At 59.9% G+C, this 22,878-nt stretch carries 20 protein-coding genes and 1 other RNA gene; 10 read left to right on the forward strand and 11 right to left on the reverse strand.

Annotation, left to right across the window (positions count from 1 at the left end):
* Nucleotides 1–499 precede the first annotated feature (499 nt).
* The 6 genes from rnpB to ASC97_RS15345 form a co-directional block, all read right to left on the reverse strand.
* Nucleotides 500–895: RNase P RNA component class A (gene rnpB, locus ASC97_RS16280), an RNA gene on the reverse strand.
* Nucleotides 896–950: 55 nt separating this feature from the next.
* The gene (locus tag ASC97_RS15325; RefSeq protein WP_082530001.1) at nt 951–2,141 is read right to left on the reverse strand and encodes an NAD(P)/FAD-dependent oxidoreductase; all 1,191 of its coding nucleotides are present in this window, start codon (nt 2,139–2,141) and stop codon (nt 951–953) included.
* Nucleotides 2,142–2,151: 10 nt separating this feature from the next.
* Nucleotides 2,152–3,339: an FAD-dependent oxidoreductase gene (locus tag ASC97_RS15330; RefSeq protein ID WP_057469140.1), complete on the reverse strand. Its 1,188-nt coding sequence runs from the start codon at nt 3,337–3,339 to the stop codon at nt 2,152–2,154.
* A gap of 99 nt (nt 3,340–3,438) precedes the next feature.
* Nucleotides 3,439–3,960 (reverse strand): lytic transglycosylase domain-containing protein, encoded by a 522-nt coding sequence (locus ASC97_RS15335; RefSeq protein WP_057469141.1) that lies wholly within the window; start codon nt 3,958–3,960, stop codon nt 3,439–3,441.
* Between the two features lie 260 nt (nt 3,961–4,220).
* Nucleotides 4,221–4,985 (reverse strand): N-acetylmuramoyl-L-alanine amidase, encoded by a 765-nt coding sequence (locus ASC97_RS15340; RefSeq protein WP_057469142.1) that lies wholly within the window; start codon nt 4,983–4,985, stop codon nt 4,221–4,223.
* Nucleotides 4,982–5,689: a J domain-containing protein gene (locus tag ASC97_RS15345; RefSeq protein ID WP_057469143.1), complete on the reverse strand. Its 708-nt coding sequence runs from the start codon at nt 5,687–5,689 to the stop codon at nt 4,982–4,984. The genes ASC97_RS15340 and ASC97_RS15345 overlap by 4 nt, the downstream gene beginning before the upstream one ends.
* A gap of 226 nt (nt 5,690–5,915) precedes the next feature.
* Here ASC97_RS15345 and ASC97_RS15350 point away from each other — a divergent pair, with 226 nt between their 5' ends.
* The 4 genes from ASC97_RS15350 to ASC97_RS15365 all read left to right on the forward strand — a co-directional run bounded on the left by ASC97_RS15350 (nt 5,916) and on the right by ASC97_RS15365 (nt 9,793).
* Nucleotides 5,916–6,791 carry a DMT family transporter gene (locus ASC97_RS15350; protein ID WP_057469144.1) on the forward strand — a complete coding sequence of 292 codons (876 nt, stop codon included), beginning with the start codon at nt 5,916–5,918 and terminating at the stop codon, nt 6,789–6,791.
* A gap of 90 nt (nt 6,792–6,881) precedes the next feature.
* Nucleotides 6,882–8,093 carry a pyrophosphate--fructose-6-phosphate 1-phosphotransferase gene (locus ASC97_RS15355; RefSeq protein WP_057469145.1) on the forward strand — a complete coding sequence of 404 codons (1,212 nt, stop codon included), beginning with the start codon at nt 6,882–6,884 and terminating at the stop codon, nt 8,091–8,093.
* A gap of 59 nt (nt 8,094–8,152) precedes the next feature.
* Complete coding sequence (locus tag ASC97_RS15360) at nt 8,153–8,788, forward strand: LysE family translocator (protein WP_057469146.1); 636 nt, start codon at nt 8,153–8,155, stop codon at nt 8,786–8,788.
* Between the two features lie 114 nt (nt 8,789–8,902).
* Complete coding sequence (locus ASC97_RS15365; protein ID WP_057469147.1) at nt 8,903–9,793, forward strand: transglycosylase SLT domain-containing protein; 891 nt, start codon at nt 8,903–8,905, stop codon at nt 9,791–9,793.
* On the opposite strand, the gene ASC97_RS15370 is transcribed toward ASC97_RS15365, so the two are convergent.
* Nucleotides 9,794–11,185: a serine hydrolase domain-containing protein gene (locus tag ASC97_RS15370; RefSeq protein ID WP_057469148.1), complete on the reverse strand. Its 1,392-nt coding sequence runs from the start codon at nt 11,183–11,185 to the stop codon at nt 9,794–9,796. It abuts the gene before it with no gap.
* Nucleotides 11,186–11,355: 170 nt separating this feature from the next.
* Here ASC97_RS15370 and ASC97_RS15375 point away from each other — a divergent pair, with 170 nt between their 5' ends.
* The 4 genes from ASC97_RS15375 (at nt 11,356) to ASC97_RS15390 (ending at nt 15,517) form a co-directional block, all read left to right on the forward strand.
* A complete protein-coding gene (locus tag ASC97_RS15375) occupies nt 11,356–12,600 on the forward strand; it encodes a DUF3419 family protein (protein ID WP_057469149.1) in 1,245 nt (414 codons plus the stop codon).
* Nucleotides 12,597–13,268 (forward strand): class I SAM-dependent methyltransferase, encoded by a 672-nt coding sequence (locus tag ASC97_RS15380; RefSeq protein WP_057469150.1) that lies wholly within the window; start codon nt 12,597–12,599, stop codon nt 13,266–13,268. The genes ASC97_RS15375 and ASC97_RS15380 overlap by 4 nt, the downstream gene beginning before the upstream one ends.
* A gap of 130 nt (nt 13,269–13,398) precedes the next feature.
* A complete protein-coding gene (locus tag ASC97_RS15385) occupies nt 13,399–14,196 on the forward strand; it encodes a glycoside hydrolase family 25 protein (protein WP_057469151.1) in 798 nt (265 codons plus the stop codon).
* Between the two features lie 82 nt (nt 14,197–14,278).
* Nucleotides 14,279–15,517, forward strand: a complete 1,239-nt coding sequence (locus tag ASC97_RS15390) for a lytic murein transglycosylase (protein ID WP_057469152.1) — start codon at nt 14,279–14,281, stop codon at nt 15,515–15,517.
* A gap of 503 nt (nt 15,518–16,020) precedes the next feature.
* On the opposite strand, the gene metF is transcribed toward ASC97_RS15390, so the two are convergent.
* The 4 genes from metF to ASC97_RS15410 form a co-directional block, all read right to left on the reverse strand.
* Nucleotides 16,021–16,920, reverse strand: a complete 900-nt coding sequence (metF, locus tag ASC97_RS15395; protein ID WP_057469153.1) for a methylenetetrahydrofolate reductase [NAD(P)H] — start codon at nt 16,918–16,920, stop codon at nt 16,021–16,023.
* Nucleotide 16,921: 1 nt separating this feature from the next.
* A complete protein-coding gene (locus tag ASC97_RS15400) occupies nt 16,922–17,947 on the reverse strand; it encodes a metalloregulator ArsR/SmtB family transcription factor (protein ID WP_057469154.1) in 1,026 nt (341 codons plus the stop codon).
* A 172-nt stretch (nt 17,948–18,119) separates the two neighbouring features.
* Nucleotides 18,120–19,769, reverse strand: a complete 1,650-nt coding sequence (gene ettA / locus ASC97_RS15405) for an energy-dependent translational throttle protein EttA (RefSeq protein WP_057469155.1) — start codon at nt 19,767–19,769, stop codon at nt 18,120–18,122.
* A gap of 286 nt (nt 19,770–20,055) precedes the next feature.
* A complete protein-coding gene (locus ASC97_RS15410) occupies nt 20,056–20,790 on the reverse strand; it encodes a ribonuclease T2 family protein (protein WP_057469156.1) in 735 nt (244 codons plus the stop codon).
* Between the two features lie 167 nt (nt 20,791–20,957).
* Between ASC97_RS15410 and ASC97_RS15415 the strand changes: the two genes are divergently transcribed.
* Nucleotides 20,958–21,887, forward strand: a complete 930-nt coding sequence (locus tag ASC97_RS15415) for an alpha/beta hydrolase (RefSeq protein ID WP_057469157.1) — start codon at nt 20,958–20,960, stop codon at nt 21,885–21,887.
* A gap of 14 nt (nt 21,888–21,901) precedes the next feature.
* Nucleotides 21,902–22,861, forward strand: a complete 960-nt coding sequence (locus tag ASC97_RS15420) for a DMT family transporter (RefSeq protein WP_057469158.1) — start codon at nt 21,902–21,904, stop codon at nt 22,859–22,861.
* The last annotated feature ends 17 nt before the right edge of the window (nt 22,862–22,878 follow it).

The following is a 22,878-nucleotide window of genomic DNA, read 5'->3' on the forward strand; positions in this document are numbered from 1 at the left end:
CCCCGCGGGCCGCCGGTATATGAGTTGCAACTGATGTACCGGATGCTTTCCAATTCGGGGGAAAACGACGTGGAAACATCGGATTGAAACCTGCCTTCCGGAAAAGGTATTCGCCGTTTGGATGAGCCACCGCGAACCCCATTCGGATAGGGCACACCGTCGAATAGCGTATTTTAGCTAATTGAAATATACTGGTTCGAGACCATATCCGGCATGCATACCAACGGGATATGGGGTCCACGATGTCGAACTTCACATTGAAGGGAATTCTATACGGTAGAAAAATTCAGGACAGCGGATTTCCAGTCGCTCCAACAGCCCAAAAGGGGATGACGGCAGAAATACAGTGCCTTACCTGCGGGACGGTCTTCAAACGATGGTCCGTTCTGTCGTCCAGCACCACGGTTTGCGACAAGTGCATGGCAGAACCGCGAACCTCGCATTGAGGCCGACGAAGTGCGTGCAGAGCAGCCAAGGCTGCGCCGCTCGCATAAAGGTGATCGCCAGTTGGCCTGTAAGCCGGGTTCTGTATGGCTCCGGTCGAAACCGGAACGTGGCAGCCATTCCTCTGGGACAGCGCTCGCGCGCTGCCTCACGCAACCCACCCGGATGACTGACCTGGAAACCGGCCGGACGGCTTACGCCGTCCACGTCATCCCTATTCGGTCTTGCTCCCGGTGGGGTTTACCTTGCCATCGCCGTTGCCGGAGATGCGGTGGGCTCTTACCCCACCCTTTCACCCTTACCTGCCGAGGCAGGCGGTTTGCTTTCTGTGGCACTTTCCCTGAGGTCGCCCTCGCCGGACGTTATCCGGCACCGTGTTTCCGTGGAGCCCGGACTTTCCTCACCTTACCGCCTTTCGGCATTGGTAAAGCGCGGCTGCCCGGCCAACTGGCATGGCTCCCTTAACCGAGAGCGCCGACGAATGCCACTGAAATATCCGGTCGCGACTAACGGAAATAAGGTTTGAAATCCGTCGCGTAGTCCTGTTCGTTGATTCGGCCCGCGAGCATCAGCTCGGCACCGAGCCGCCCGATCTCGTCGGAACTCTTGGCGGCGGTGCCGCAGCCTCCGGTGAGCACTGCAATGCGAGGGCAAGACGTATAGCCGATCATAGGATAGCCGCTGGGCGTGAACGAGACGACGCATGAGCCGCTCGACGTAGAGAGCGGTTGCAGCTCCGGAACCAGCCTAGAAATCAAGCGGGTCAGGTGCTCCTGAGCTGTCTGCCGCCCGTCCGTCCTGAACCAGGACCGCAATTCCGGCTCGCTGGCCAACCTCACATCGTCCGGATCGCCACCGATCTTCATGTAAAGCTTGCCGTCGGGATAGCGGATCGGAGGCAGCATGTAGATGCCGTCTTCCCCATCCGCGCCCTGTGCGATCAAGGATGGCATACCCGCAAAAGCCTCGGCGGCCTCTTCGGCAACCTCGTAGAAAGCGACCGTCCGCGCATAAACCGTCATATCAACAGGCTGCGGCAACAGATTCTCCGCAATGGAAAAACCACCCGCGGCAAGCAACACCTTCCCGCCGCGATAGGTCTTGCCGCTCGACGTCTCGACGGCAACGACGTCACCTTCATCGCGGATGGACACGGCCACGTCACCGATGATCGCGACTCCGGCTTTCTCGGCTGCCGCTGATTGCGCCCGCACCAGATTGCGCGGGCTGATGTAGCCGGCACCCGCCGCCTCGTGGACGCCTTCGCTGCCAGCCGGAAAAGAGAAGTAGGGGAACCTGCGCTTCAAACCCGCATCGTCCGCGATGGTCGTCTCGGCTCCGAGTGCGGCGGCAGCATCGACGGTTCGCGCGATATAGTCGTCCGCGTTTCCGCGCGCAGGCCCGACAACCAGGCAACCCGCCGGCGTATAGAACGAGACGCCGCTCTCTCGCTCGATCTCGATGTAGCGTGCAATCGAACGGTTGGCGAGCCGCGCCCAGTCACGATCGGGATCGATCGTTCGTGTAATACGACCCTCGTCGTAGTGGCTGGCGAATACACCCGTATGGGACTTTTTGTCGACCGGCTCGTCGGGCCCGATCACGGCGATGCTGTCCGTCGCGCGCGCCAGATGCCTTGCAGCTGCAGCACCCATGAGGCCTCTGCCGACGACGATGTATTTGAAATCCTGGTTCACTGCTTGCCCCTCATCGTAAAACCGGCGTCAGTTCCCTGCCGAAATCCTCTTCGCCGAGCCAGCCCTGCGTCATCACGACGGCACCGAGACGGCCGAGTTCGTCTGAAGATTTTGCGGCGACGAAGTTGCCGCCCGTCAGGAGCGCGATACGCGGCGAATCGGTATAACCCACATAGGGCAAGGCCGTCCGGGTGAAGGTCGCGACGCAGGGCGCTGCGGTAACCGGGCACCCCGAAAGAGCCGGCATCAGGTTGGAGGCGAGGGCAACAAGCTGTTCGCGCTCGGCGGGATTACCATCCGACCTGAACCAGGCACCGGCATCCTCCAGTCTGTCGAACCTGTGCGCCTCGGTATCGCCGCCAAGCTTCAGGTAGGTCTTTCCGTCGGGATAACGTACAGGCGGCAGGATGTAGACGTGATCCTCATCCCGGTCGCCGAAGACAACGCTCGAGGGCATCTCGCCGAAGAGCTCCAATTCGCGTTCGGCGAGCTCATAGAAAACGACCGTGCGGGCCGCCACGCTGATGTCGGCAGGAGATGGAATAAGCCCGTTGAAATTCGTGAAACCACCTGCGGCGACCAGCACACGCTCAGCAGTGTAGACCCTGTCGGAGACACTTACCTCGACATGAGCACCCGCATCCCTGACGCTCGTTACCGTCTCATCGATGACGCTAACGCCGCCGGTCTCTGCAAGCGCCACTTGGGCCTGCACCAAAGCGCGCGGGTTGACGTGGCCAGCACGGCGCTTCTCGAAATAACCCTGGAAAGACTCATTCAGGGAGAATTGCGGAAACCGTTCACGGAGCGTGGACGGATCCAGCATTTCAACATCGATGTCGAGTGTCGCGGCTACATCGAGTGCACGCCCGAGAAAGCCCTGTCCGGGTTGCGGAGCTGGCCCGGCGAACAGGCATCCTGCCTCGGTGAAGAAGGGAATGCCGCTCCTCGCCTCGATCTCGGCGTATCGATCCAGCGAGCGGGCGGCCAGTGTTGCCCAAATCACGTTGTCGTCGAACGTTCGCGTAATGCGAGCCTCGTCATAGTGGCTCGCGAATACGCCGTGGTGGCTTTTGCGCTCGGCCGGCTCACGCGGACCGATCAGAGCCACACCTTCGATCATCGCGGAAAGGTGGCGGGCCGCAGCCGCACCCATCATTCCGCGCCCGATCACGATCACCTTGAAATCGACTGCCATATCTCACCTCGTTCCGAAGCCAGATAGCATGGTCACCAAGATGAATCATATTGTTAAGTGCGCATCCCAAGACATTTGAGAACAAGCACTTTGTGGCAATCAGTCGAGCAATGCCAGCACTTTGCCGCAATAGGCCTTGGAGACCGGATTCATCCGGGTTGCCGCATGCCCTGCATTGTATTTCAGGATGGTCCCACAGGTTTCGCCACCGCCGAGTTCGTGCGCCGCGGCAAGATATTTCATGCCGTACTTGATGTTCGTCTCAGGATCGAACAGCCCCTTGCGGCTACCGGAATAGCCCATCATCCGTGCTGTCGCAGGCTTGATCTGCATCAGACCGACTTCACCCGCACTACCGCGCGCATTCGGATTGAAGTTGCTTTCGACGCGAACGACCGCATGAGCGAGCTCGATGGGAACATTATACTCGTTGGCGTATTTTATGATGATGGCGGAGTACTTGGTTGTCGTAATACCCGGCATTGCGAAGCCGCTAGTGCGGTCGACTGTCTTCAACGGAACGGTCTTCTGTGCCTGATTGCCCCATTCGCCTGCAAAAGCGCCATTGAATCCCATCAGCAGTGTGCCCACGCACACCACAGCAGAAATAATCTTTCTCATTCAGTCTAATCACTCCGACCAAAAGAATTACCGGGCACGAAAACAAGAATTAGCCCAGCAAAAATCAGCGTGAATACATATTTTCACGACAGATATTCTTTTTGTTTCATTTGACGCCGGCCCATTACCCCAAACAAAGCAACCGGCGCCGTTCAGCGACCGGGGTTAGACCATCGTAATGAGGAGATAATAGGGAAATCATGTGGCAACGCAGCAAACTCCCAAAATCCGGGAATCCGTGAATGATAGGAAAGCCCGTCTCAGGCCGCGTATCGCGGGAGCGTCGCTAGGAGGCGATGAAGGGTATCGATTGTCGAAAAATCGGCGATTCCATCGACCCTTTCAGGACGGAAATGGCGCTGGAATGCCTCGAGTTCCCCTGCCATCTTGTCAGAGAATTCACCAGTAATTTCCGTTCCGTAGCCATACAGCGAAAGCATCGACTGCAGTGCTTCGACCGGCTGACCCTGATCCCCGCGCTGGAAAAATCTTCCACCCGTGATCGGCGTCGGCACGACCCAGTGCCCGATACCTCCCTCATAGAGGTCATTCCAGGGAAAGTTTTCGCCCGGATCGAGCTTGCGGCGGGGCGCCACATCGGAGTGACCAAGCACGCGTTCCGACGGAATTGACCAACGTTCGCCGCAATCGTGACACAATTCGATCACGGCTTCGATCTGCGCTTTCGGATAGTCCGGCAATCCGCCGGGGTGACCCGCATTGGCAATCTCGATCCCGATCGAAAGCGAATTGATGTCGCTGTCGCCATGCCAGACGCTTTTGCCAGCATGCCAGGCTCGACGCTGCTCGGGAACAAGCTGCACGATGTCGCCGTTCTCGTGGACGAAGTAGTGGCAGGAAACCTGGCTTTCGGCACGACAGAGCCATTCCAGGGCTCCTTCAGGCGTCGGCATTCCGGTATAGTGAAGCAGGATCATATCGGGCTTGCGCCCATCCGCGCGTTCACCGTAGTTCGGCGACGGCTGCACGATCGCTTTCCGGTAGTCGGCCTCGAACGAGGTCATGCAGCGCGGCGTTCCTTCTCGATCTCTTCGTAGGCGGCGTTAAGTGCCGCCATCCGCTCGTTTGCTATCGCATGGAATTCCGCAGGTACGCCGCGCGAGACCAGCCGATCCGGATGATGCTCGCTGACAAGGCCGTGATAGCGGCGGCGTATGGTGGTGAAATCGTCCGAGGGCGAAACGCCGAGCACCTTGTAGGGGTCGCGGCCGATCGAAACATGGCGCGCCGCAATCCGCGCGAAGCGCTCCTCGCTCATGTGAAAGATCTCTGCCACGTGCGCCAGGAAAGTCATTTCCTTCTCATGGATAAGTCCATCGGCCTTGGCAATATGGAAGAGGCCGTCGAGAACCTCTTCAAGCACCGGGCAATTGGCAGCACATGTCACGCACAGCGTCGACAGCTTTTCCGCATAGGCTTCGTAACCAGCCACATCCTGGCGTGCCAGATTATAAAGGCGGGCAACGTTGCGGGCCTGATCCGGCGGAAACTCGAAGATTTCGCGGAAGGCATCGACTTCTCTCTCGCTGACGATCCCGTCTGCCTTCGCCATCTTTGCCGAAAGCGCGATGATCGCGACAGAGAATGCCACCTTCCGGCGGGTCTCCGGATCGCCTTCGAAAACCGTTCGGATTGCCTCGACCACGGCGGAAAGAGCATTTCCCGCGGTGTTGCCAATGGCATTCAGCAGTTTTTCCCAGAAGGACATCAAGGTCTCTCGCGCATCAAAAAGAAAACCACCTTGAACAAATAAAGTCTGCCTTTGCAAGATAACGATTGGTCGTAGCGTTGAAAACACCTTTCACATTTCGGTAATTGTCGCACGCGAATCGGGCCATCCATTGCGTTTGCGTGGCGTCGTATCAGGCGAATGAATTGGACAGTGCAGTGCTGAGATGTCAGCGCTTCCCCCGTTCATTTCGTGAGATATTTCCATGCCATTCGCCGACAGACCGCAAATCCTCGGGCTCGCTTTGGGCTTCATCGGGGTCCTGATATTCGGCGCGACGCTGCCGATGACGCATATCGCGCTCCAGGGCTTTTCGCCCTACTTCGTGACGCTATGTCGCGCCGCCATCGCGTCCGTCGTGGCCATGATCGCACTGGCGATTTTCCGCCGTCCGTTTCCGAAGAAGCATTTCCCCGCCCTCTTCGGTGCCGGTATCGGCGTGGTTTTCGGTTTTCCTGCCTTTTCGTCGATCGCCATGCAGACCATACCGGCGAGCCATGGCGGCGTCGTTCTCGGCGTGCTGCCGCTGCTGACGTCGATCTTCGCTGCGCTCATCGACGGCGAACGGCCGGGGCCGCTCTTCTGGGCATGCGGCGTTGCGGGCGCATTGCTCGTCGTCATCTTTTCGGTTCGCGGCAGCGGCTTCCAGCTTGCCGCCGGCGACATCTGGCTTCTCGCAGCAGCCGTGTCGGCGGCACTTGGCTATGTCCTTCTTGCCCGCCTCTCGCGGCATCTGTCGGGATGGGAATCGATATCCTGGGCGCTTGTGGTCACGTTCCCCTTGTCGCTCATCGGCACCATCGTCGTCGCACCATCGGGCATCCATGCGCCCGGCGCCGGGGAATACGGAGCGCTCGCCTATCTCAGCCTGATGTCGATGTTCGGCGGCTTCGTCTTCTGGAATGCCGGCCTCGCGATCGGCGGAATTGCCCGGGTCGCGCAGGTGCAGTTGCTGCAGACGTTTGTGACGCTCGCGATTTCCACAACCCTCCTCAAAGAACAACTCGGGCTTGAAACGATTATATTCGCGCTTCTTGTCGCCTTCGTGGTTTGGCTCGGACGAAAGGCGCGATTTTCATAGAAACAACACTTTACAGGCCTTCTTCTCTGCCGCATCCATGCGCTTACTAAGCATCACGCAAGAGCGCAGACATTCATAGTGGAGGGGATCATGGCCAAACAGAAAGTCGCAATGCTCACGGCCGGAGGCTTGGCACCCTGCCTCTCATCGGCGGTCGGCGGCCTTATCGAACGCTACAGCGACGTCGCACCGGATGTCGAACTGATCGCCTACCGTTCGGGCTATCAGGGCGTCCTGCTCGGCGACAGCGTCACGATCACCGCTGAGATGCGCGAAAAGGCTCCGCTGCTGCACCGCTACGGCGGCTCCCCGATCGGCAACAGCCGCGTCAAACTCACCAATGCTGCCGACTGCGTAAAGCGCGGCCTGGTCAAGGAAGGCGAGAACCCGCTGCGCGTCGCAGCCGAGCGCCTTGCCAGCGACGGCGTTACGATCCTTCACACGATCGGCGGCGACGACACAAATACGACGGCAGCGGACCTTGCGGCCTACCTCGCCGCAAACGGTTACAATCTGACTGTCGTCGGCCTGCCGAAGACGGTCGACAACGACGTCGTTCCGATCCGCCAGTCACTCGGCGCCTGGACGGCCGCTGAAGTCGGCGCGCACTTCTTCGACAATGTCAGCAACGAGCAGACGGCGGCTCCCCGTACGCTCATCATTCATGAAGTGATGGGGCGCCATTGCGGCTGGCTGACGGCAGCGACCGCGCGCGCTTATTTGCAGCGCACCAGAAATAACGAGTATGTCGACGGACTGATGACCAACGCGCAGATGAAGAGCATCGATGCCGTCTACCTGCCGGAAATCGTCTTCGACCTGGAGGCCGAGGCCGCGCGCCTGAAGGAAGTCATGGATCGCACAGGTCATGCCACCGTCTTCGTCTCGGAAGGCGCATGCCTGGACGCAATCGTCGCCGAGCGTGAAGCCGCCGGCGAGACCGTCAAGCGCGATGCTTTCGGTCACGTCAAGATCGACACGATCAATGTCGGCGGCTGGTTCCAGAAACAGTTCGCCAGCCTTCTCAACGCAGAACGCTCGCTGGTTCAGAAATCCGGCTACTTCGCCCGCTCGGCGCCCGCCAATGTCGATGACCTGAGGCTGATTCAGAGCATGACCGATCTTGCCGTCGAAAGCGCGCTCAACAAGGTTTCGGGCGTCACGGGCCACGACGAAGCCCAGAACGGCAAGCTGCGCACGATCGAGTTCCCGCGGATCAAGGGCGGCAAGCCTTTCGACACCTCGGTAAAGTGGTTTGGCGAAGTCATGAATACGATTGGGCAGAAATACAAGGAAGCCTGATTGACGCAAGGGCGATATGGTGTCTTTGCTTGCTCTTCTAATAAAGAGGAGGAGATCTCATGTCGCTCGAAGCCTGGTTTGCTTTCGCTGCAGCATCCGCCGTTATGCTGGCAATTCCAGGGCCGACGATTCTCCTCGTCGTATCCTATGCACTCGGTCATGGTCGCAAAACCGCCTTCGCCACGGTAACCGGCGTAGCGCTCGGCGATTTCACGGCAATGACGGCTTCGCTGTTCGGGCTCGGTGCCGTCCTCGCGGCATCGGCGGCACTCTTCACCGTTCTCAAGTGGATCGGCGGCGCCTACCTTATCTGGCTTGGAATAAAGCTCTGGCGCGCGCCGATCGTGACAGAACCGATGGCCGATAACGACAATCTGCCGGAAGAGAAGTCGCTGAAGATCTTTCTGCACGCCTATGTCGTGACCGCGCTCAATCCGAAGAGCATCATCTTCTTCGTGGCTTTCGTGCCGCAATTCCTCAATCCCGCCCTGCCCTTCTTCGGCCAGATGCTGGTCATGGAGGCAACATTCCTCGTTCTCGCGACGATCAACGCCTCCACCTATGCGCTTGCGGCGCATGCCGCGCGTGGCCTGATTCGCAAGGCGAGCGTGCAGCGCGCGGTCAATCGCACGGGAGGCACGCTGCTGATCGCCGCCGGCGCAGTAACGGCCGGTTACCGGCGGATTGCTGCGTAAATATTCTCGGCGGGTTGCCGCAAAGCAACGAATAGGTTAATTGGCGAAACTGGGCATAAGGTTCTTGTTAATATCTAACGCTGCCGGGGCGGCGCGTTTCACGAGAGTGAGAGTATGGTAGCGATCGGATTTTCCGGCCTTAAACGCAGTCTCATCGTGTCCACGATGCTGTGCGGCGTGGCCGCTGGATGCTCCAGCGTCGAATACACCTCAGAGGCGGAACTGACGGCGGAACAGCTCGTCGTTCCGACGCCTCGGCCGGGTGAAGACGCCATGTTCGCGGCAATTCCGGCAGGCGAAGGCACAACGGCCATGATTGCGGGTGCCGATCAGACGGCACCGTCGGTCGCGACTGCAGCGATGCCGTCAACCGATCCATCGCAACCGACGGCCATGGGCCAGATCCCGCTGACGCCCGAAATGACTGCCATCCAATCGGTCGTACCGACGCCGCGGCCAGGAACGCCCTCTACGCAGCTCGCCTTTGCCGCTACCCCGCAGACAGGCGCTGTCGCCGCGCTCTCCGCAATTGACACAGCCCCTCGCCCGATGATGGACTACGGCTTCGATACGTCGGGCCCGATGGATCCACCCGCGGCCCCGCCGATGTTCGGCGACAATGACGACGACGGTGCGCCGACGGTTGAAAAGAGCGCCATCACCAAGATCATCGACAAGTATTCCGCGATCTACAAGGTACCTGCGTCGCTGCTTCACCGCGTCGTTCATCGCGAAAGCCGCTACAATCCGAAGGCCTACAACAAGCGGGGTTACTTCGGGCTGATGCAGATCAAGTACAATACCGCAAAGTCCATGGGCTACGACGGCCAGCCCGAGGGGCTCTTCGACGCCGAAACCAATATCAAATATGCGGCAAAGTATCTTCGCGGCGCCTGGCTCGTGTCTGACAACAGCGAGGACGACGCAGTTCGTCTCTATGCCCGTGGCTATTATTATGACGCCAAGCGCAAGGGCATGACGAACATCGCGCAGGGCAACTACTGATCACGGCTGCCGATCGCCGGACGGCAATGCGGCGAGAACGTCCCTGACGAGTGCCTGTGGCCTGTATTTGAGCCAGCTGGGCGTTAGCCCCATCCTGACGACGACCAGATTGGCGGACGGAACGATTGCCATGCTTTGTCCATCATGGCCTTCCAACCAGAACGTATCTGCCGGAAGGACGGCATCGCCGCCTGTGCTGTTGCCGGGAGGTCTCAGCCAAGCCTGCAATCGCGTATATGCTCCGTTCGATGCCAGTGTCGGCGTTCGCATCATGCCGACGAATCCTTCCGGCAACAGCCGCTGGCCGTTCCAGACGCCATCCTGAAGCAGGAACTGGCCGAAGCGCGCCCAATCCCTGGCCGTCGCGTAAAGATAGGAGCTGCCGACAAAGGTACCGCGCGCATCGACTTCCAGTACCGCGCTCGACATGCCGAGAGGGCCGAACAGGGCCCGTTCTGGATAGCTCAGCGCAGTTTGTTCGTCCCCGATCCGGTTCATCCAAATCCTGGAGATCAGCACCGCGGTACCGCTGGAATAGTTGAAGCTTTTCCCGGGATCGGTGAGCATTGGCAAACTTGCCGGAAGCGCCGTCTGGTCTGGATCGAGATACAGCATGCGGGTGACGTCGGCGACGGTTCCATAGTCTTCGTTGAATGCCAGGCCGCTTTCCATCCCCAGCAGATCGCTGAGCTTGATCTGCGCGCGCCGGTCGTTCCTCCACTGCGGCAGGAGGACCGCATCGTCGAGCTTGATCTTGCCCTCCATCATCACTCGCCCGAGGATCGCGGCGTTCACCGTCTTCGTCATCGACCAGCCGATCAATGGCGTAGTGGGACCGAATCCCTTTCCGTAGGCTTCCGCAATGATCTGGCCGTCATGCACGACAATGGCCGCGCGCATATTCTTCCCAGTCAGATCGTTCCTCGCCAAGAGGGTTGCAATTCGCTCGTCTCGCGCGTTTCCAACGCCATCCGCTGCCACCTGGATTGCATTGTCTCGCGAGACGGCGGCCACGGGTTCGCCCGGCACCGCCAATCGCGCCGCTTCGAAATTGCCGTCGGGAACTGTCGTGCAACCGAGGCGGTCGCGATAGATCGCATGGTTGGCGGCAAACAGCCCCATGATTCGAGCCGTGACCCGCTTTTCCCCACGGTCGACATCGATCCGCACGAGCCGCAACAGCGGATTTCCCGGGGCTTGCACGTCCTTGGAAAGCACCACGTCGGGATCGCGCCCCGCCAGGAAGACGTTGGAGCAGACGATCTTGGCTGCATAGCCATCGCCAACGCGCAGGAGTTCCGGCGGCTTGACATACAGCCACCCTGCGCCAACGACGGCAGTGACGCCGAGCACAGCGGCCAGTGCCGTCAGTGTACGTCGAACCCGTCGCATATGTGCTCCTCCATGGGGCGAAGAAAACCGGTGGCGGCACCGAAGTCTGCAACGACCCACGGCGGTCATCAAGGCAAATTCTGCGGGATGCGTTTCCACAAGTGACGTCATCAAACTGTAGCGCCATCGCGTTAAACGCGCTGAACGCTAAAAGGTTGAGAGACTCACTCATGACGGAATTTGCACCGGACGCAGGCTTTCGCAAGAACCGGAAACTTAAGGCGGCTCTTCTGCGCCACAAGGCCTTTTCAAAAGAAGGTCTTTCGGAACGGCTCTTCGGGCTCCTTTTTTCCGGCCTCGTCTATCCGCAGATCTGGGAGGATCCTGATCTCGACATGCAGGCTATGGAGATTGCGCCTCATCACCGCGTGGTGACGATAGGCTCCGGCGGCTGCAACATGCTCGCCTACCTGTCGCGGAGCCCCGCCTCCATCGACGTTGTCGATCTCAACCCGCACCACATCGCACTTAACCGCCTGAAGCTTGCAGCATTCCGGCATCTGCCCGGTCGCGCCGACCTCGTCCGCTTCCTCGCAATGCCGGGCGAGCCATCCAACAGCAAGGCATTCGACCGGTTCTTGTCCGCCAATGTCGACGAGACGACGCGCGCCTACTGGAACGGACGAAAGTTTGGTCGCCGGCGCGTGACGGTCTTTGACCGCAACATATACAAGACCGGCCTTCTCGGTCGATTCATCGGCGCAGCGCATCTGCTGGCACGCCTGCACGGCGTCGACCTCACGGAGATGACGCGCTCGCGCTCGCTGCGCGAGCAACGCCAGTTCTTCGACGAGAAGATTGCCCCGCTGTTCGAAAAGCCGGTCGTGCGCTGGATCACCAGCCGCAAGAGTTCCCTCTTCGGCCTTGGCATCCCGCCGCAGCAATACGACGAACTGGCAAGCCTTGCCGCCGATCATTCGATCGCACCCGTTCTCCGGCACCGCCTTGAAAAGCTCGCCTGCCATTTCCCGATGCGCGACAACTATTTCGCGTGGCAAGCCTTTGGTCGGCGCTACGCACCCGAAGGCGAAGGTCCGCTTCCGACCTACCTGCGGCCCGAGCACTACGAGACGATCCGCGCAAACGTCGATCGCGTCAGCGTCCACCATGCAAGCTTCACGGAGCTCCTCGCGGCGGAACCGGCCGCTTCGAGCGATCGCTACATCCTGCTCGACGCGCAGGACTGGATGACCGATCAGCAACTGAACGACCTCTGGTCGGAAATTACTCGGACGGCCCGCGACGGCGCCAGGGTGATTTTCCGCACCGCTGCTGAAAAGAGCATTGTCGAGGGCCGGCTGTCGCCCGCAATTCGCGACCAGTGGGTCTATCTGGAGGAACGGTCACGCGCGCTGACGGCGCTTGATCGCTCGGCGATTTATGGCGGGTTTCACATCTACGGAAAGACAGCATGAGCGAGGTCGACGCATCGAGCGACGCGCCGGTCGAAAACCATGCCGACCTGATGGACGGCATGTACCGCTATCAGCGCCACATCTATGACCTCACCCGCAAATACTACCTGCTCGGGCGCGACCAAGCGATAAGAAACCTCGATGTGCCGGCCGGCGGGACGCTTCTGGAAGTGGGTTGCGGAACGGGCCGCAACCTGGCGCTCGCCCACAAGCACTTTCCATCGGCACACCTGTACGGCCTTGATATATCGCAGGAAATGCTGATCTCGGCGCGCAAGACCTTCGCCACCAAAGGCACGAGCGCCGATTTTCGAGTTGCCGATGCAACCGCCTTCAAACCACAGGAATTCGGCGTCGAAGGCTTCGACCGGATCCTGATCTCCTACGCTCTCTCGATGATCCCCGATTGGGAACGCGCGATCGATGCTGCCCTTGCCGCACTCAACCCGGGCGGGCAGCTTCACGTTGTCGATTTCGGCCAGCAGGAAGGCCTTCCGGGGTGGTTTCGGGTGCTGCTGCGGTCATGGCTCGCAAAGTTCCATGTGAACCCGCGGGCGAGCTTGCACGCTGTCCTGCAGGCCCAGGCGAAACGACGGAACGCGCGGCTGGCGTTCCAGACGATCGGCGGCGGCTATGCCTGGTGCACAACAATTATTATGCCGCGCTAATATTTAGCTTGAAACTAACCGTTTTTTTACGTTGATATGGTGAATAGAGGGGCATCTCTCTGCTGGACGCGTCTATCACGAAGGTCAAGCTGTGGGGCAACACGATCATTCGGTTCACGACGGAACACCTATGCGCCGGCTTCTGCTTTGCGTCTTGCCATTGACCATCATGCTGGCCGGTTGCACATCATCGGGCTATGACTATCTCGAAACAGCGTCCGTAAAACCCAAGACAAGGTTCAAGGACACCGATCCGCAGGACTTCGGGCAAAAGCACCCGCAGCAGAACGCCGTTCACGGCATCGACATCTCCAAGTGGCAGGGCGATATCGACTGGCAGACGGTCCGCAATTCCGGCGTTGCCTTTGCGTTCATCAAGGCGACCGAGGGCAAGGACCGTGTCGATCCGCGCTTCAACGAATACTGGCAGCGCGCCCGCGCCGTCGGTATCCCGCACGCCCCATACCATTTCTACTATTTCTGCTCGTCGGCTGACGAACAGGCCGACTGGTTCATCGGCAACGTGCCGAAGGAATCCATGCGTCTGCCGCCGATCCTCGACGTCGAGTGGAATGGCGAATCGAAAACCTGCCGTACCCGCCCGGATCCGGAAACGGTCCGCGCGCAGATTCAGCGCTTCATGGACCGACTTGAGGCTTACTATGGCAAGCGCCCGATCATTTACACGTCGGTCGACTTCCATCGCGAAAATCTCGCTGGCTATTTCCAGGATTATCACTTCTGGGTCCGTTCCGTCGCGAAGCACCCGGAAGTGACTTATGCCGACCGCCGCTGGGCGTTCTGGCAGTACACGTCGACTGGCGTCATTCCCGGCATCAAAGGCCCCACCGATATCAACGTGTTCGCAGGTTCGGCAAAGAACTGGAGCAACTGGGTTGCGGCCGTATCAAAAAACACGAATTCTTAGTAACGTCCCGCCTTCTTTCTTGCTTCTGTCACAATCATTTGGGACATCGACAGCAATTTCAGCAATGACGAGGATGAAGTCTATGCATCGCATGCCCGCAAGCCGTTCTGCGCTCGCTTTCCTGTTGGCCGCCGGCCTCGCTACCGGCGCCGCTGCGCAGACGGGCGCGCCGGTCAGCGAAGCCCCCGTGGCAACGACACCGGCGCCCGCATGCGACGGCGACCTTGCGGCATTCCTCGCAGGCGTGAAGGCCGAAGCGATTGCAGCTGGCGCATCCGCCGAAGCGGCCGACAGAGCACTCGCAGGCGCCGAGATCGACCCGAAGGTGCTGAGCCGCGACCGCGCCCAGGGCGTCTTCAAGCAAACCTTCCTCGAATTCTCGCAGCGCACGGTCAGCCAGGCACGCCTCGACATCGGTCGCCAGAAGATGAAGCAGTATGCGGATGTCTTCGCCCGCGCCGAACAGGAATTCGGCGTTCCATCCGGCGTCATCACCGCCTTCTGGGCTATGGAAACGGACTTCGGCGCCGTGCAGGGTGATTTCAACACCCGCAACGCGCTGGTCACGCTCGCCCACGATTGCCGCCGTCCTGAGCTCTTCCGCCCGCAGCTGATCGCCCTCATCGAGATGGTTGAACATGGCGACCTCGATCCGGCGACCAACACAGGCGCCTGGGCCGGCGAAATCGGCCAGGTTCAGATGCTGCCGCGCGACATCATCGCTTACGGCATGGATGGCGACGGCGACGGCCACGTGCGCCTGAAGCAGAGCGGACCAGATGCGATCCTGACCGCCGCCAAATTCATCCAGCACCTTGGCTTTCAGAAGGGGCAGCCCTGGATTCAGGAAGTCACGGTTCCAGACAACCTGCCGTTCGACAAGTCGGGCCTCGGAGGCTCCATGACCGCAGCCGATTGGTTCGCGCGCGGCGTCAAGCCGCGCGACGGCAACACAGGCTTCGGCAACCTGCGTGGCGACCTCGTGTTGCCGCAGGGCCGCCTTGGGCCCGCCTTCATCGCCTACCCGAATTTCCAGATTTACCTCGAGTGGAACAAATCGTTCATCTACACCACCTCGGCCGCATATTTCGGCACACGTCTCTCGGGCGCCGAGCCCTATCTGAAAGGCACGCCGGAACAGGGTCTTTCCAACGACGAGATGAAGCAATTGCAGACGAAGCTCGACACGCTCGGCCATGATGTCGGTGCGATTGACGGCATTCTCGGCTCGGGTACGCGCGTCGCCATCCAGAGGGAGCAACAGAGACTGGGGATGCCCGCAGATGGCTGGGCGACACCAGCACTGCTCGGTGCCCTCTAATCAGTCCAGGAACCGCTTTCTTTCGAGCCGGGCCAATTGGCCCGGCATTTGTCGAACGTGGATTTTCATGCGTCGGAAGACCGCAAACCCGTCACACCCGTAAACGCGGGGTCCCCCAATTTTACAGTTCGTTAAAAAGTGTGAATAATTTCACAATGCAATTTGCACTTCCGTTTCAGGGGTTTAGTGCGTCAAAACCCGCAAAAGCGTGACATTTTCGCCGCACCGCAGCATAAAATTCTCTTTTCAAGTGCCGTATTCCCGACATATTATCCGGCCGTTAACGCGAGGAGACAGACATGGGACTGACACGATCCTTGAATGTCCTTTTGATCGGTGCGGCGTTTCTATTTGTTTTGTCGATGCTTTTCATCTGACTTTTCTACCGGCCGAAACGGACTATGCCGAGACTCCTGAATAGCGAACAGCTCACAAAATTAAAAAAGCGCATGTCTTGAGGACATGCGCTTTTTTACTTTTTGAACCGCCGGAGATTGGGTCCGCTAGGCGGCGGCGCCAGCGCTTTTGGTTTGCCCGCGCTTCAAGCCGAGATTGGCGAGCACGGCAGAGACCAGGGGGGCGCGGTTCATCGTATAGAGATGAAAATCGCTGATGCCGCGGCGGCCAAGATCTTCGATCTGCTCGGCAGCAACCTCCGCAGCAACCTTGGCGCGCTCCTCCGGCTTGTCGTCGAAGCCCGCAAAGCGTTCATCGAGGAAGCTCGGAATGACTGTTCCACATGCACCCGCAAAGCGCTTCAGCTGCGTCAGGTTCTGGATCGGCATGATGCCCGGGACGACGGGAATACGGATGCCCGCAGCGCGAACCTTTTCCAGGTAACGTTCGAAATTATCGTTGTCGAAGAAGAACTGAGTCAGCGCACGATCGGCACCGTTGTCAGCCTTGCGCTTCAGCATCTCGATGTCGGCGGCAGTATCGAGGCTCTCCGGGTGCTTTTCCGGATAGGCCGAGACCGAGATCTCGAAGTCGCCCAGCTCGCGCAATCCCGCAACGAGCTCGGCCGCGTTCGCATAGCCCCCTGGATGCGGCTGATAAGGCGCTCCGACGCCACCAGGGGCGTCGCCCCGCAGTGCCACGAAATGCTTGACGCCGACGTCGCGGAACGTGTCGATGACGCTGTGCGTCTCTTCCTTCGTCGCCCCGACGCAGGTCAGATGCGACGCTGTGGCAAGCGGCGTGCCGGAGAGGAATCGCGACACGGTCGCCAGCGTCGGCGCCTTCGTCGTACCGCCGGCTCCATAGGTCACAGATACGAAATCCGGATCCCAGTCCTGCAGCTCGCTGACGGTATTCCACAGCTGGCCTTCCATCTCCTCCGACTTCGGCGGAAAGAATTCGAAGGAAATGCCGATCCTGCGGCGCGCATCGCTGTTTGAAGCCATCTCATTCTCTCCCGGCAAATGTAGGTACGGCGCTTTCGCCCTCGACAGAGGCCATAAGTCGCCTTGGGTCCCGCGCGAGCCAGATGGTGACCGTAAGTCCCTGCCCGCCCTGATGACCCGGATGAAGATCGACGACCTGCTCGACATCGAGCCCGGCCTTGCGCAGCCAATCGGACATCGACTGGTGCGAGAAGCCGAGGCGTACGTGCGCGTGTTCGTCACGAAGGTATTCCAGCGCATGTGGCGCAAGATCGATGACGACCAGCCGCCCGCCCGGGCGCAGCATGCGCGCCGCCTCGCCGATCGCGATGTCCGGCTGATCGAAAAAATGAAGGACCTGGTGGATCGTCACCAGATCGAAATCCTGCGCCTCGAAAGGCAGGTTCAGGATGTCGGCGTGGCGGACCGAGGCCTTGGTGATGGCTGACTTGTCAAGATTTGCGCGTGCCACACTGAGCATGTCACGGCTGGCATCGACGCCGATCGCGCGACGATAGAGGCCGGAGAGCAGTTCGAGGATGCGGCCGGTCCCCGTGCCAAGATCCAGCAGCGAATCGATCGGCTGACTGCCGAGCAGTCGAATGACGGCCGCGTCGACTTCCTCGTCAGCGGCGTGCAGACGGCGAAGCTCGTCCCACTCGGCCGCATTGCGGCTGAAATAGTCCTGCGCGCGCTCGGCCCGCTGGCGCTTGACCGCGGAGAGACGCTCGCCGTCACGAAGAATGACGGGATCGTTCTCGGATGCGTGCGTCAATAGGCTTCTGACGAAGGCCACCGCCTTGCCGTCCTGCCGCAGCCGGAAGTAGGCCCAGGCCCCTTCCTGATAGCGATCGATGAGGTCGGCCTCCCCGAGCAGTTTCAAATGCCGCGAGATGCGAGGCTGGGATTGTCCAAGAATTTCTGTAAGATCGGTGACGGTGACATCGCCCGCGGCAAGCAGCGCGAGCAGACGCAGGCGCGTTGGCTCTCCGGCCGCCCGCAGCACGTCCACCAACGCATCCAAACCAAGCCTGACGGGCTCACTCATATCAGATCCAATCAACATATAAAGATATCTTTATGTGAACTGAGCTGCTCTTGCAAGCAACAATTCTATCCGATCACGAAATTCGCTGCGCAATTAGCGACATAGCGCCGCCATGAAAAAAGCCGCCGGGTCGCCCGGCGGCTTCTACATGGTGCGTGCGAGGTGCTGTAAATCAGCGTGTCAGGCGCTTGTAGGCCTGACTGCCGGGGTTCAGGGCATCCGCACCGAGGCGACGGACCTTGTCCTGCTCGTAGTCTTCGAAGTTACCTTCGAACCATTCCACATGGCCGTCGCCTTCAAAGGCGAGGATATGCGTCGCCAGGCGATCGAGGAACATGCGATCGTGGCTGATGATGATTGCGCAGCCTGCGAAGTTTTCGAGCGCCGTCTCCAGCGCACCCAGCGTTTCCGTATCGAGGTCGTTGGTCGGTTCGTCGAGCAGCAGCACGTTGCCGCCGGCCTTCAGCATCTTGGCCAGATGGACGCGGTTACGCTGACCACCGGAGAGATTACCGACCTTCTGCTGCTGATCGCCGCCCTTGAAGTTGAAGGCGCCGCAATACGCACGGGAGTTCATGTCGAACTTGCCGAGCTTGATGACTTCGGCCCCGCCGGAGATTTCCTCCCAGACTGTCTTGCTGCCATCGAGCGCATCGCGGCTCTGGTCGACATAGCCGAGGTGCACGGTGTCGCCGATGCGCACCGAACCGCCGTCCGGCTTTTCCTGGCCGGTGATCATCTTGAACAGGGTCGTCTTGCCGGCGCCGTTCGGCCCGATGATGCCGACGATACCGCCCGGCGGGAGCTTGATCGACAGGTCGTTGATCAGAGTGCGGCCCTCATAGCCCTTGGTGATGCCTTCCATCTCGATGACCACCTGGCCGAGGCGCTCGCTGACCGGGATGATGATCTGCGCGTCGCCGGGACGCTGCTTTTCGGCGGCATCGACCAGCTGCTCGTAGGACTTGATACGCGCCTTGGACTTTGCCTGACGGGCCTTCGGGCTGGATGCGATCCATTCCTGTTCGCGCGAGATTGCCTTCTGGCGGCCCGCTTCTTCGCGGTTTTCCTGCAGCATGCGCTTGGCCTTCGCCTGAAGATAGGCAGAGTAGTTGCCTTCGTAGGGAATGCCGCGGCCACGATCGAGCTCGAGGATCCAGCCGGTCACGTTGTCGAGGAAGTAGCGATCGTGGGTGATCATCATGACGGCGCCGGGATAGGCGCGCAGATGCTTTTCGAGCCACGCGATGGTCTCGGCGTCCAGATGGTTGGTCGGTTCGTCGAGCAGCAGCAGATCCGGTTGCGACAACAGCAGCCGGCAGAGCGCGATACGACGGCGCTCACCACCTGACAGCGTCGTGACATCCGATTCCTTAGGCGGGCAGCGCAGCGCTTCCATGGCCATTTCGACCTGCTGCTCCAGGTCCCAGAGATTCTGGCTGTCGATGATATCCTGAAGCTTGGCGCCCTCGTCCGCCGTTTCATCGGAATAGTTCATCATCAGCTCGTTGTAGCGCTCGAGCACGGCCGTCTTGTCGGCAACGCCGACCATGACGTTTTCGAACGCCGTCTTGGTGGGATCGAGATGCGGCTCCTGCTCCAGATAACCGACCGTCGCGCCTTCAGCGAGCCAGGCTTCGCCGGTGAATTCCTTGTCCTGCCCGGCGATGATGCGCAGCACGGTCGACTTGCCGGCGCCGTTCGGCCCGAGAATGCCTATCTTGGCATCGGGGTAGAAAGACAGGTTGACGTTTTCCAGAATTTTCTTGGCGCCGTAGGACTTGTTGAGCCCCGACATATGATAGATGAACTGACGTGCCATTGATGAAATGCTCCGCGGGGGATTTTAGGTTTGCCGCTATGTAGGCGAATTGCCGCCCGGGAGCAACGCGCAGCGCCGAAAAACAAGACGGTTTCTGAAACCTTCGGCGGAATTCCAGCCCGAAGGCGCCGGCTGTTTCAGCTTTGCGCGGTCGAGGTGGAAAAGCCGGAGACCGGTTTGTCTTGACGATCGCTCCTCTCAAGACCGGCTCGCCCGTTGTCTCCGAGGTGCCACAGGGCGACGGCGCTATCGATCGGCTCGATGAGACAGGCATCGGGCCTCCCCATCAAAATCCGGCCGCGTCGACGATCCCTTCGTTGCAGCCGAACGATGTCCGACCGGCGCCTTGTATGAGATCGCCAAGGCTGGCGACTTCGTCGGATGTCGCATCCTGCGAAAGCCCGATCGTCAGTTCGCTGATGACGCGGTTCTGGCCGGCGCGACGGCAGCTCATCTTCACGCGGTCCCCGGCGCCCGGGCCGAAGCTCTTGTCGAAGGCCGTCTTGATCTCTTGGGAGGTTAGCGTCTTGCCGATCCTGGACGCAAAGAGGTCGCGAACCGCAGAGCCGTTCAACTCCCCCACCAGCCGGACCGCGGTGGAGAAATAGTCGTCGGCAGTCATGGCAGTGCAGGTACCGTGCTTGAGCCATTCATGCCGCTCAAGGCCCGACTGCGTGCCTGGCATGGCCTTGTCGAGTGCGGCCTTCGACGCATCGGGGAGCGTCACGGCCGGCAATTCCTTCCAGCTTCCACTCTTGTCAGCCGCGCGCAGGTCTTCGGACACCCCACAATAGTTTTCTCGCATCGGCCACAGGCCGTGCAACGAAAAATTGGACGCGTCGAACCGGTCTTTCGTCTGGCTCGCGCACTCGGCCCTACGATGATTGGTCTCGCAAAATGCCGGCTGCCAGCTTGCCGCGAGGATAAAACGCGTCCGCCCGCCCTCTTCTTCCGCATAGGCAGAACAGGCGGTGGCCGCGACGAAGATACCTACGGCCAAACGCAAGAACAGATTTCTCATGTCAATTCACCCTATCGCTCGAAAAAAGAACAATTCATGAACAAATAAACACGCCAAACGTGTTTTCGCAAGCCGTAAAAACATGGCCGTGAAATTCCCCCGGCACAACCGTCGTGGCTTGTTGCATTTGGCAGCTGTTCTGGTCTTTTCCGGTGATGGAGGAAACAATGTTCGCAGAAACACAGCGCCTCGCGACGCCGGGGGCTTCGCTTGCCTTTCACCATCAGCCGGCAGTCGGACATGCAAACGGGATCGTTCTCGTCTGCCACGGATTGGCCGAGCATTCGAAGCGCTATGCAGCCTTCGCGCAAAGCATGGCTGCACGCGGCTATCACGCCTACGTCCACGACCATCGCGGCCACGGCGAGACAACGGCGCCGGACGCGCCGATCGGCCGATTTGCCCGCCGCGAAGGGAGCAAGCGCGTTGTCGATGACGTCGCAGCCTTTCGCGATCACCTCGTTGGACGCCATCCGGGCCTGCCGGTCGTGCTCTTCGGTCATTCGATGGGCGGCCTGATCGCACTCAATGCGGCCGTCAGCTACCCCGACAAATTCGATGCTGTCGCCGTCTGGAACGCCAACTTCAACCCCGGCATCGCCGGCCGGGCCGCGCAGGCGATCCTCATTGCGGAGCGCGCGTTGAAAGGCTCCGACGTGCCAAGCGCGATACTGCCGAAGCTCACCTTCGGCACCTGGGCCAAGTCGATCGGCGGCAGGCGTACGGACTTCGACTGGCTCTCCCGTGATCCCGCTCAAGTGGACAAATACATTGCCGATCCGCTATGCGGTTTCGACGCGTCCGTATCTCTGTGGCTCGACCTGTTCGAACTGACCTTCCGCGCGCCGCAGAAGCAGCATTTGGCGAGGCTGCCTGCGCGGATGCCGATCCACCTGGTCGGCGGTGGCAAGGACCCCGCAACGAACGAAGGAAAAGCGGTCGTATGGCTTTCAAACCATTTGAAAGCCGCTGGTTTCTCTCGTATCACCACCCAGATATATCAGGACATGCGCCACGAGACTTTGAATGAAGTCGGCGCCGAGGTCGCCATTTCATCATTCGCCGATTGGTGTGACGAAGCGCTCGCAAAGTCCTGAAAGAAGGACCGGCAATGCGAAACAGCAATTCCACACTCCCCGCATCGGCCTCCTCGGAGGTGATGATGGGACTTATGCTGATGTCCATCTCGGTTCTCGTCTCACCGATCATCGACATCTTCTCGAAGCTCGCCATCACCACCATCCCGTCCGCGGAGATTACCGCGGCGCGGTTTGCGGTGCAGGCTCTTTGCATGCTGCCCATCGTGCTGTGGCGAAAGAACCTCGCCGACACGACGTGGAAACAGAGCTTCTTTCACGCGATCCGCGGCGCCATCATCACCGTCTCGATGATTTCCTTCGTTACGACGCTGAAATATATGGCGGTCGCCGATGCCATTGCGATTTTCTTCGTCGAGCCGATCATCCTCACCATCCTCAGCAGCATCTTTCTCAAGGAGGCGATAGGCTGGCGACGCTATACGGCATGCGGCGTGGGCTTTTTCGGCGCGATCCTCATAATCCAACCAAGCTTCGAAGAGGTCGGCTACGTCGCCCTTCTGCCTGTCGTGAGTGCGGTCTGCATTGCAATCTCGGCGATGATGAACCGCGCCCTCGCCCAGCGCGAGGACCCCTGGGTGATGCAGTTTCACATGGGATTGTGGGGTCTCCTCATCTGCGTCGTTCTCCTGTATTTCGGCCACGGGACGGGCTCCGAAATCTTCGATCCTGTCATGCCTGATGGCCGCGCCTTGCTCTATCTGATCGGCGTCGGCGTCACCGCGGCGATTGCAGGCATCCTCGGCGTCTATGCCTACCGGTCGGCACCTGCCTCGACACTGGCTCCGCTGCAATATTTCGAGATCGTTTCGGCGACAATCTTCGCCTGGTTGGTGTTCGGCGACTTTCCGGATGCAGTCAAATGGATCGGCATCCTCATCATCATGGGATCCGGCTTTTACATCATCTGGCGCGAGCGCCGCTTTGCATCGAAACCCGTATCCGATACATCTCAATCGACACGGGCACCCTGATCTGATCGCGGGAGGAA

The organism is Rhizobium sp. Root1203 (assembly GCF_001424945.1).
Classification (GTDB): Bacteria; Pseudomonadota; Alphaproteobacteria; order Rhizobiales; family Rhizobiaceae; genus Rhizobium.

Excerpts from the sequence above, each read along its gene's own strand:
- ASC97_RS15375 (WP_057469149.1), top strand. The coding sequence starts at position 11,356 with ATGACGGAATTTGCACCGGACGCAGGCTTTCGCAAGAACCGGAAACTT.
- ASC97_RS15350 (WP_057469144.1), top strand. The coding sequence starts at position 5,916 with ATGCCATTCGCCGACAGACCGCAAATCCTCGGGCTCGCTTTGGGCTTC.
- ASC97_RS15380 (WP_057469150.1), top strand. The coding sequence starts at position 12,597 with ATGAGCGAGGTCGACGCATCGAGCGACGCGCCGGTCGAAAACCATGCC.
- ASC97_RS15355 (WP_057469145.1), top strand. The coding sequence starts at position 6,882 with ATGGCCAAACAGAAAGTCGCAATGCTCACGGCCGGAGGCTTGGCACCC.
- ASC97_RS15370 (WP_057469148.1), bottom strand. The coding sequence starts at position 11,185 with ATGCGACGGGTTCGACGTACACTGACGGCACTGGCCGCTGTGCTCGGC.
- ASC97_RS15360 (WP_057469146.1), top strand. The coding sequence starts at position 8,153 with ATGTCGCTCGAAGCCTGGTTTGCTTTCGCTGCAGCATCCGCCGTTATG.
- ASC97_RS15340 (WP_057469142.1), bottom strand. The coding sequence starts at position 4,985 with ATGACCTCGTTCGAGGCCGACTACCGGAAAGCGATCGTGCAGCCGTCG.
- ASC97_RS15400 (WP_057469154.1), bottom strand. The coding sequence starts at position 17,947 with ATGAGTGAGCCCGTCAGGCTTGGTTTGGATGCGTTGGTGGACGTGCTG.
- ASC97_RS15345 (WP_057469143.1), bottom strand. The coding sequence starts at position 5,689 with ATGTCCTTCTGGGAAAAACTGCTGAATGCCATTGGCAACACCGCGGGA.
- ASC97_RS15415 (WP_057469157.1), top strand. The coding sequence starts at position 20,958 with ATGTTCGCAGAAACACAGCGCCTCGCGACGCCGGGGGCTTCGCTTGCC.
- ettA (WP_057469155.1), bottom strand. The coding sequence starts at position 19,769 with ATGGCACGTCAGTTCATCTATCATATGTCGGGGCTCAACAAGTCCTAC.
- ASC97_RS15335 (WP_057469141.1), bottom strand. The coding sequence starts at position 3,960 with ATGAGAAAGATTATTTCTGCTGTGGTGTGCGTGGGCACACTGCTGATG.
- ASC97_RS15390 (WP_057469152.1), top strand. The coding sequence starts at position 14,279 with ATGCATCGCATGCCCGCAAGCCGTTCTGCGCTCGCTTTCCTGTTGGCC.
- ASC97_RS15420 (WP_057469158.1), top strand. The coding sequence starts at position 21,902 with ATGCGAAACAGCAATTCCACACTCCCCGCATCGGCCTCCTCGGAGGTG.
- ASC97_RS15365 (WP_057469147.1), top strand. The coding sequence starts at position 8,903 with ATGGTAGCGATCGGATTTTCCGGCCTTAAACGCAGTCTCATCGTGTCC.
- ASC97_RS15410 (WP_057469156.1), bottom strand. The coding sequence starts at position 20,790 with ATGAGAAATCTGTTCTTGCGTTTGGCCGTAGGTATCTTCGTCGCGGCC.
- ASC97_RS15385 (WP_057469151.1), top strand. The coding sequence starts at position 13,399 with ATGCGCCGGCTTCTGCTTTGCGTCTTGCCATTGACCATCATGCTGGCC.
- ASC97_RS15330 (WP_057469140.1), bottom strand. The coding sequence starts at position 3,339 with ATGGCAGTCGATTTCAAGGTGATCGTGATCGGGCGCGGAATGATGGGT.
- metF (WP_057469153.1), bottom strand. The coding sequence starts at position 16,920 with ATGGCTTCAAACAGCGATGCGCGCCGCAGGATCGGCATTTCCTTCGAA.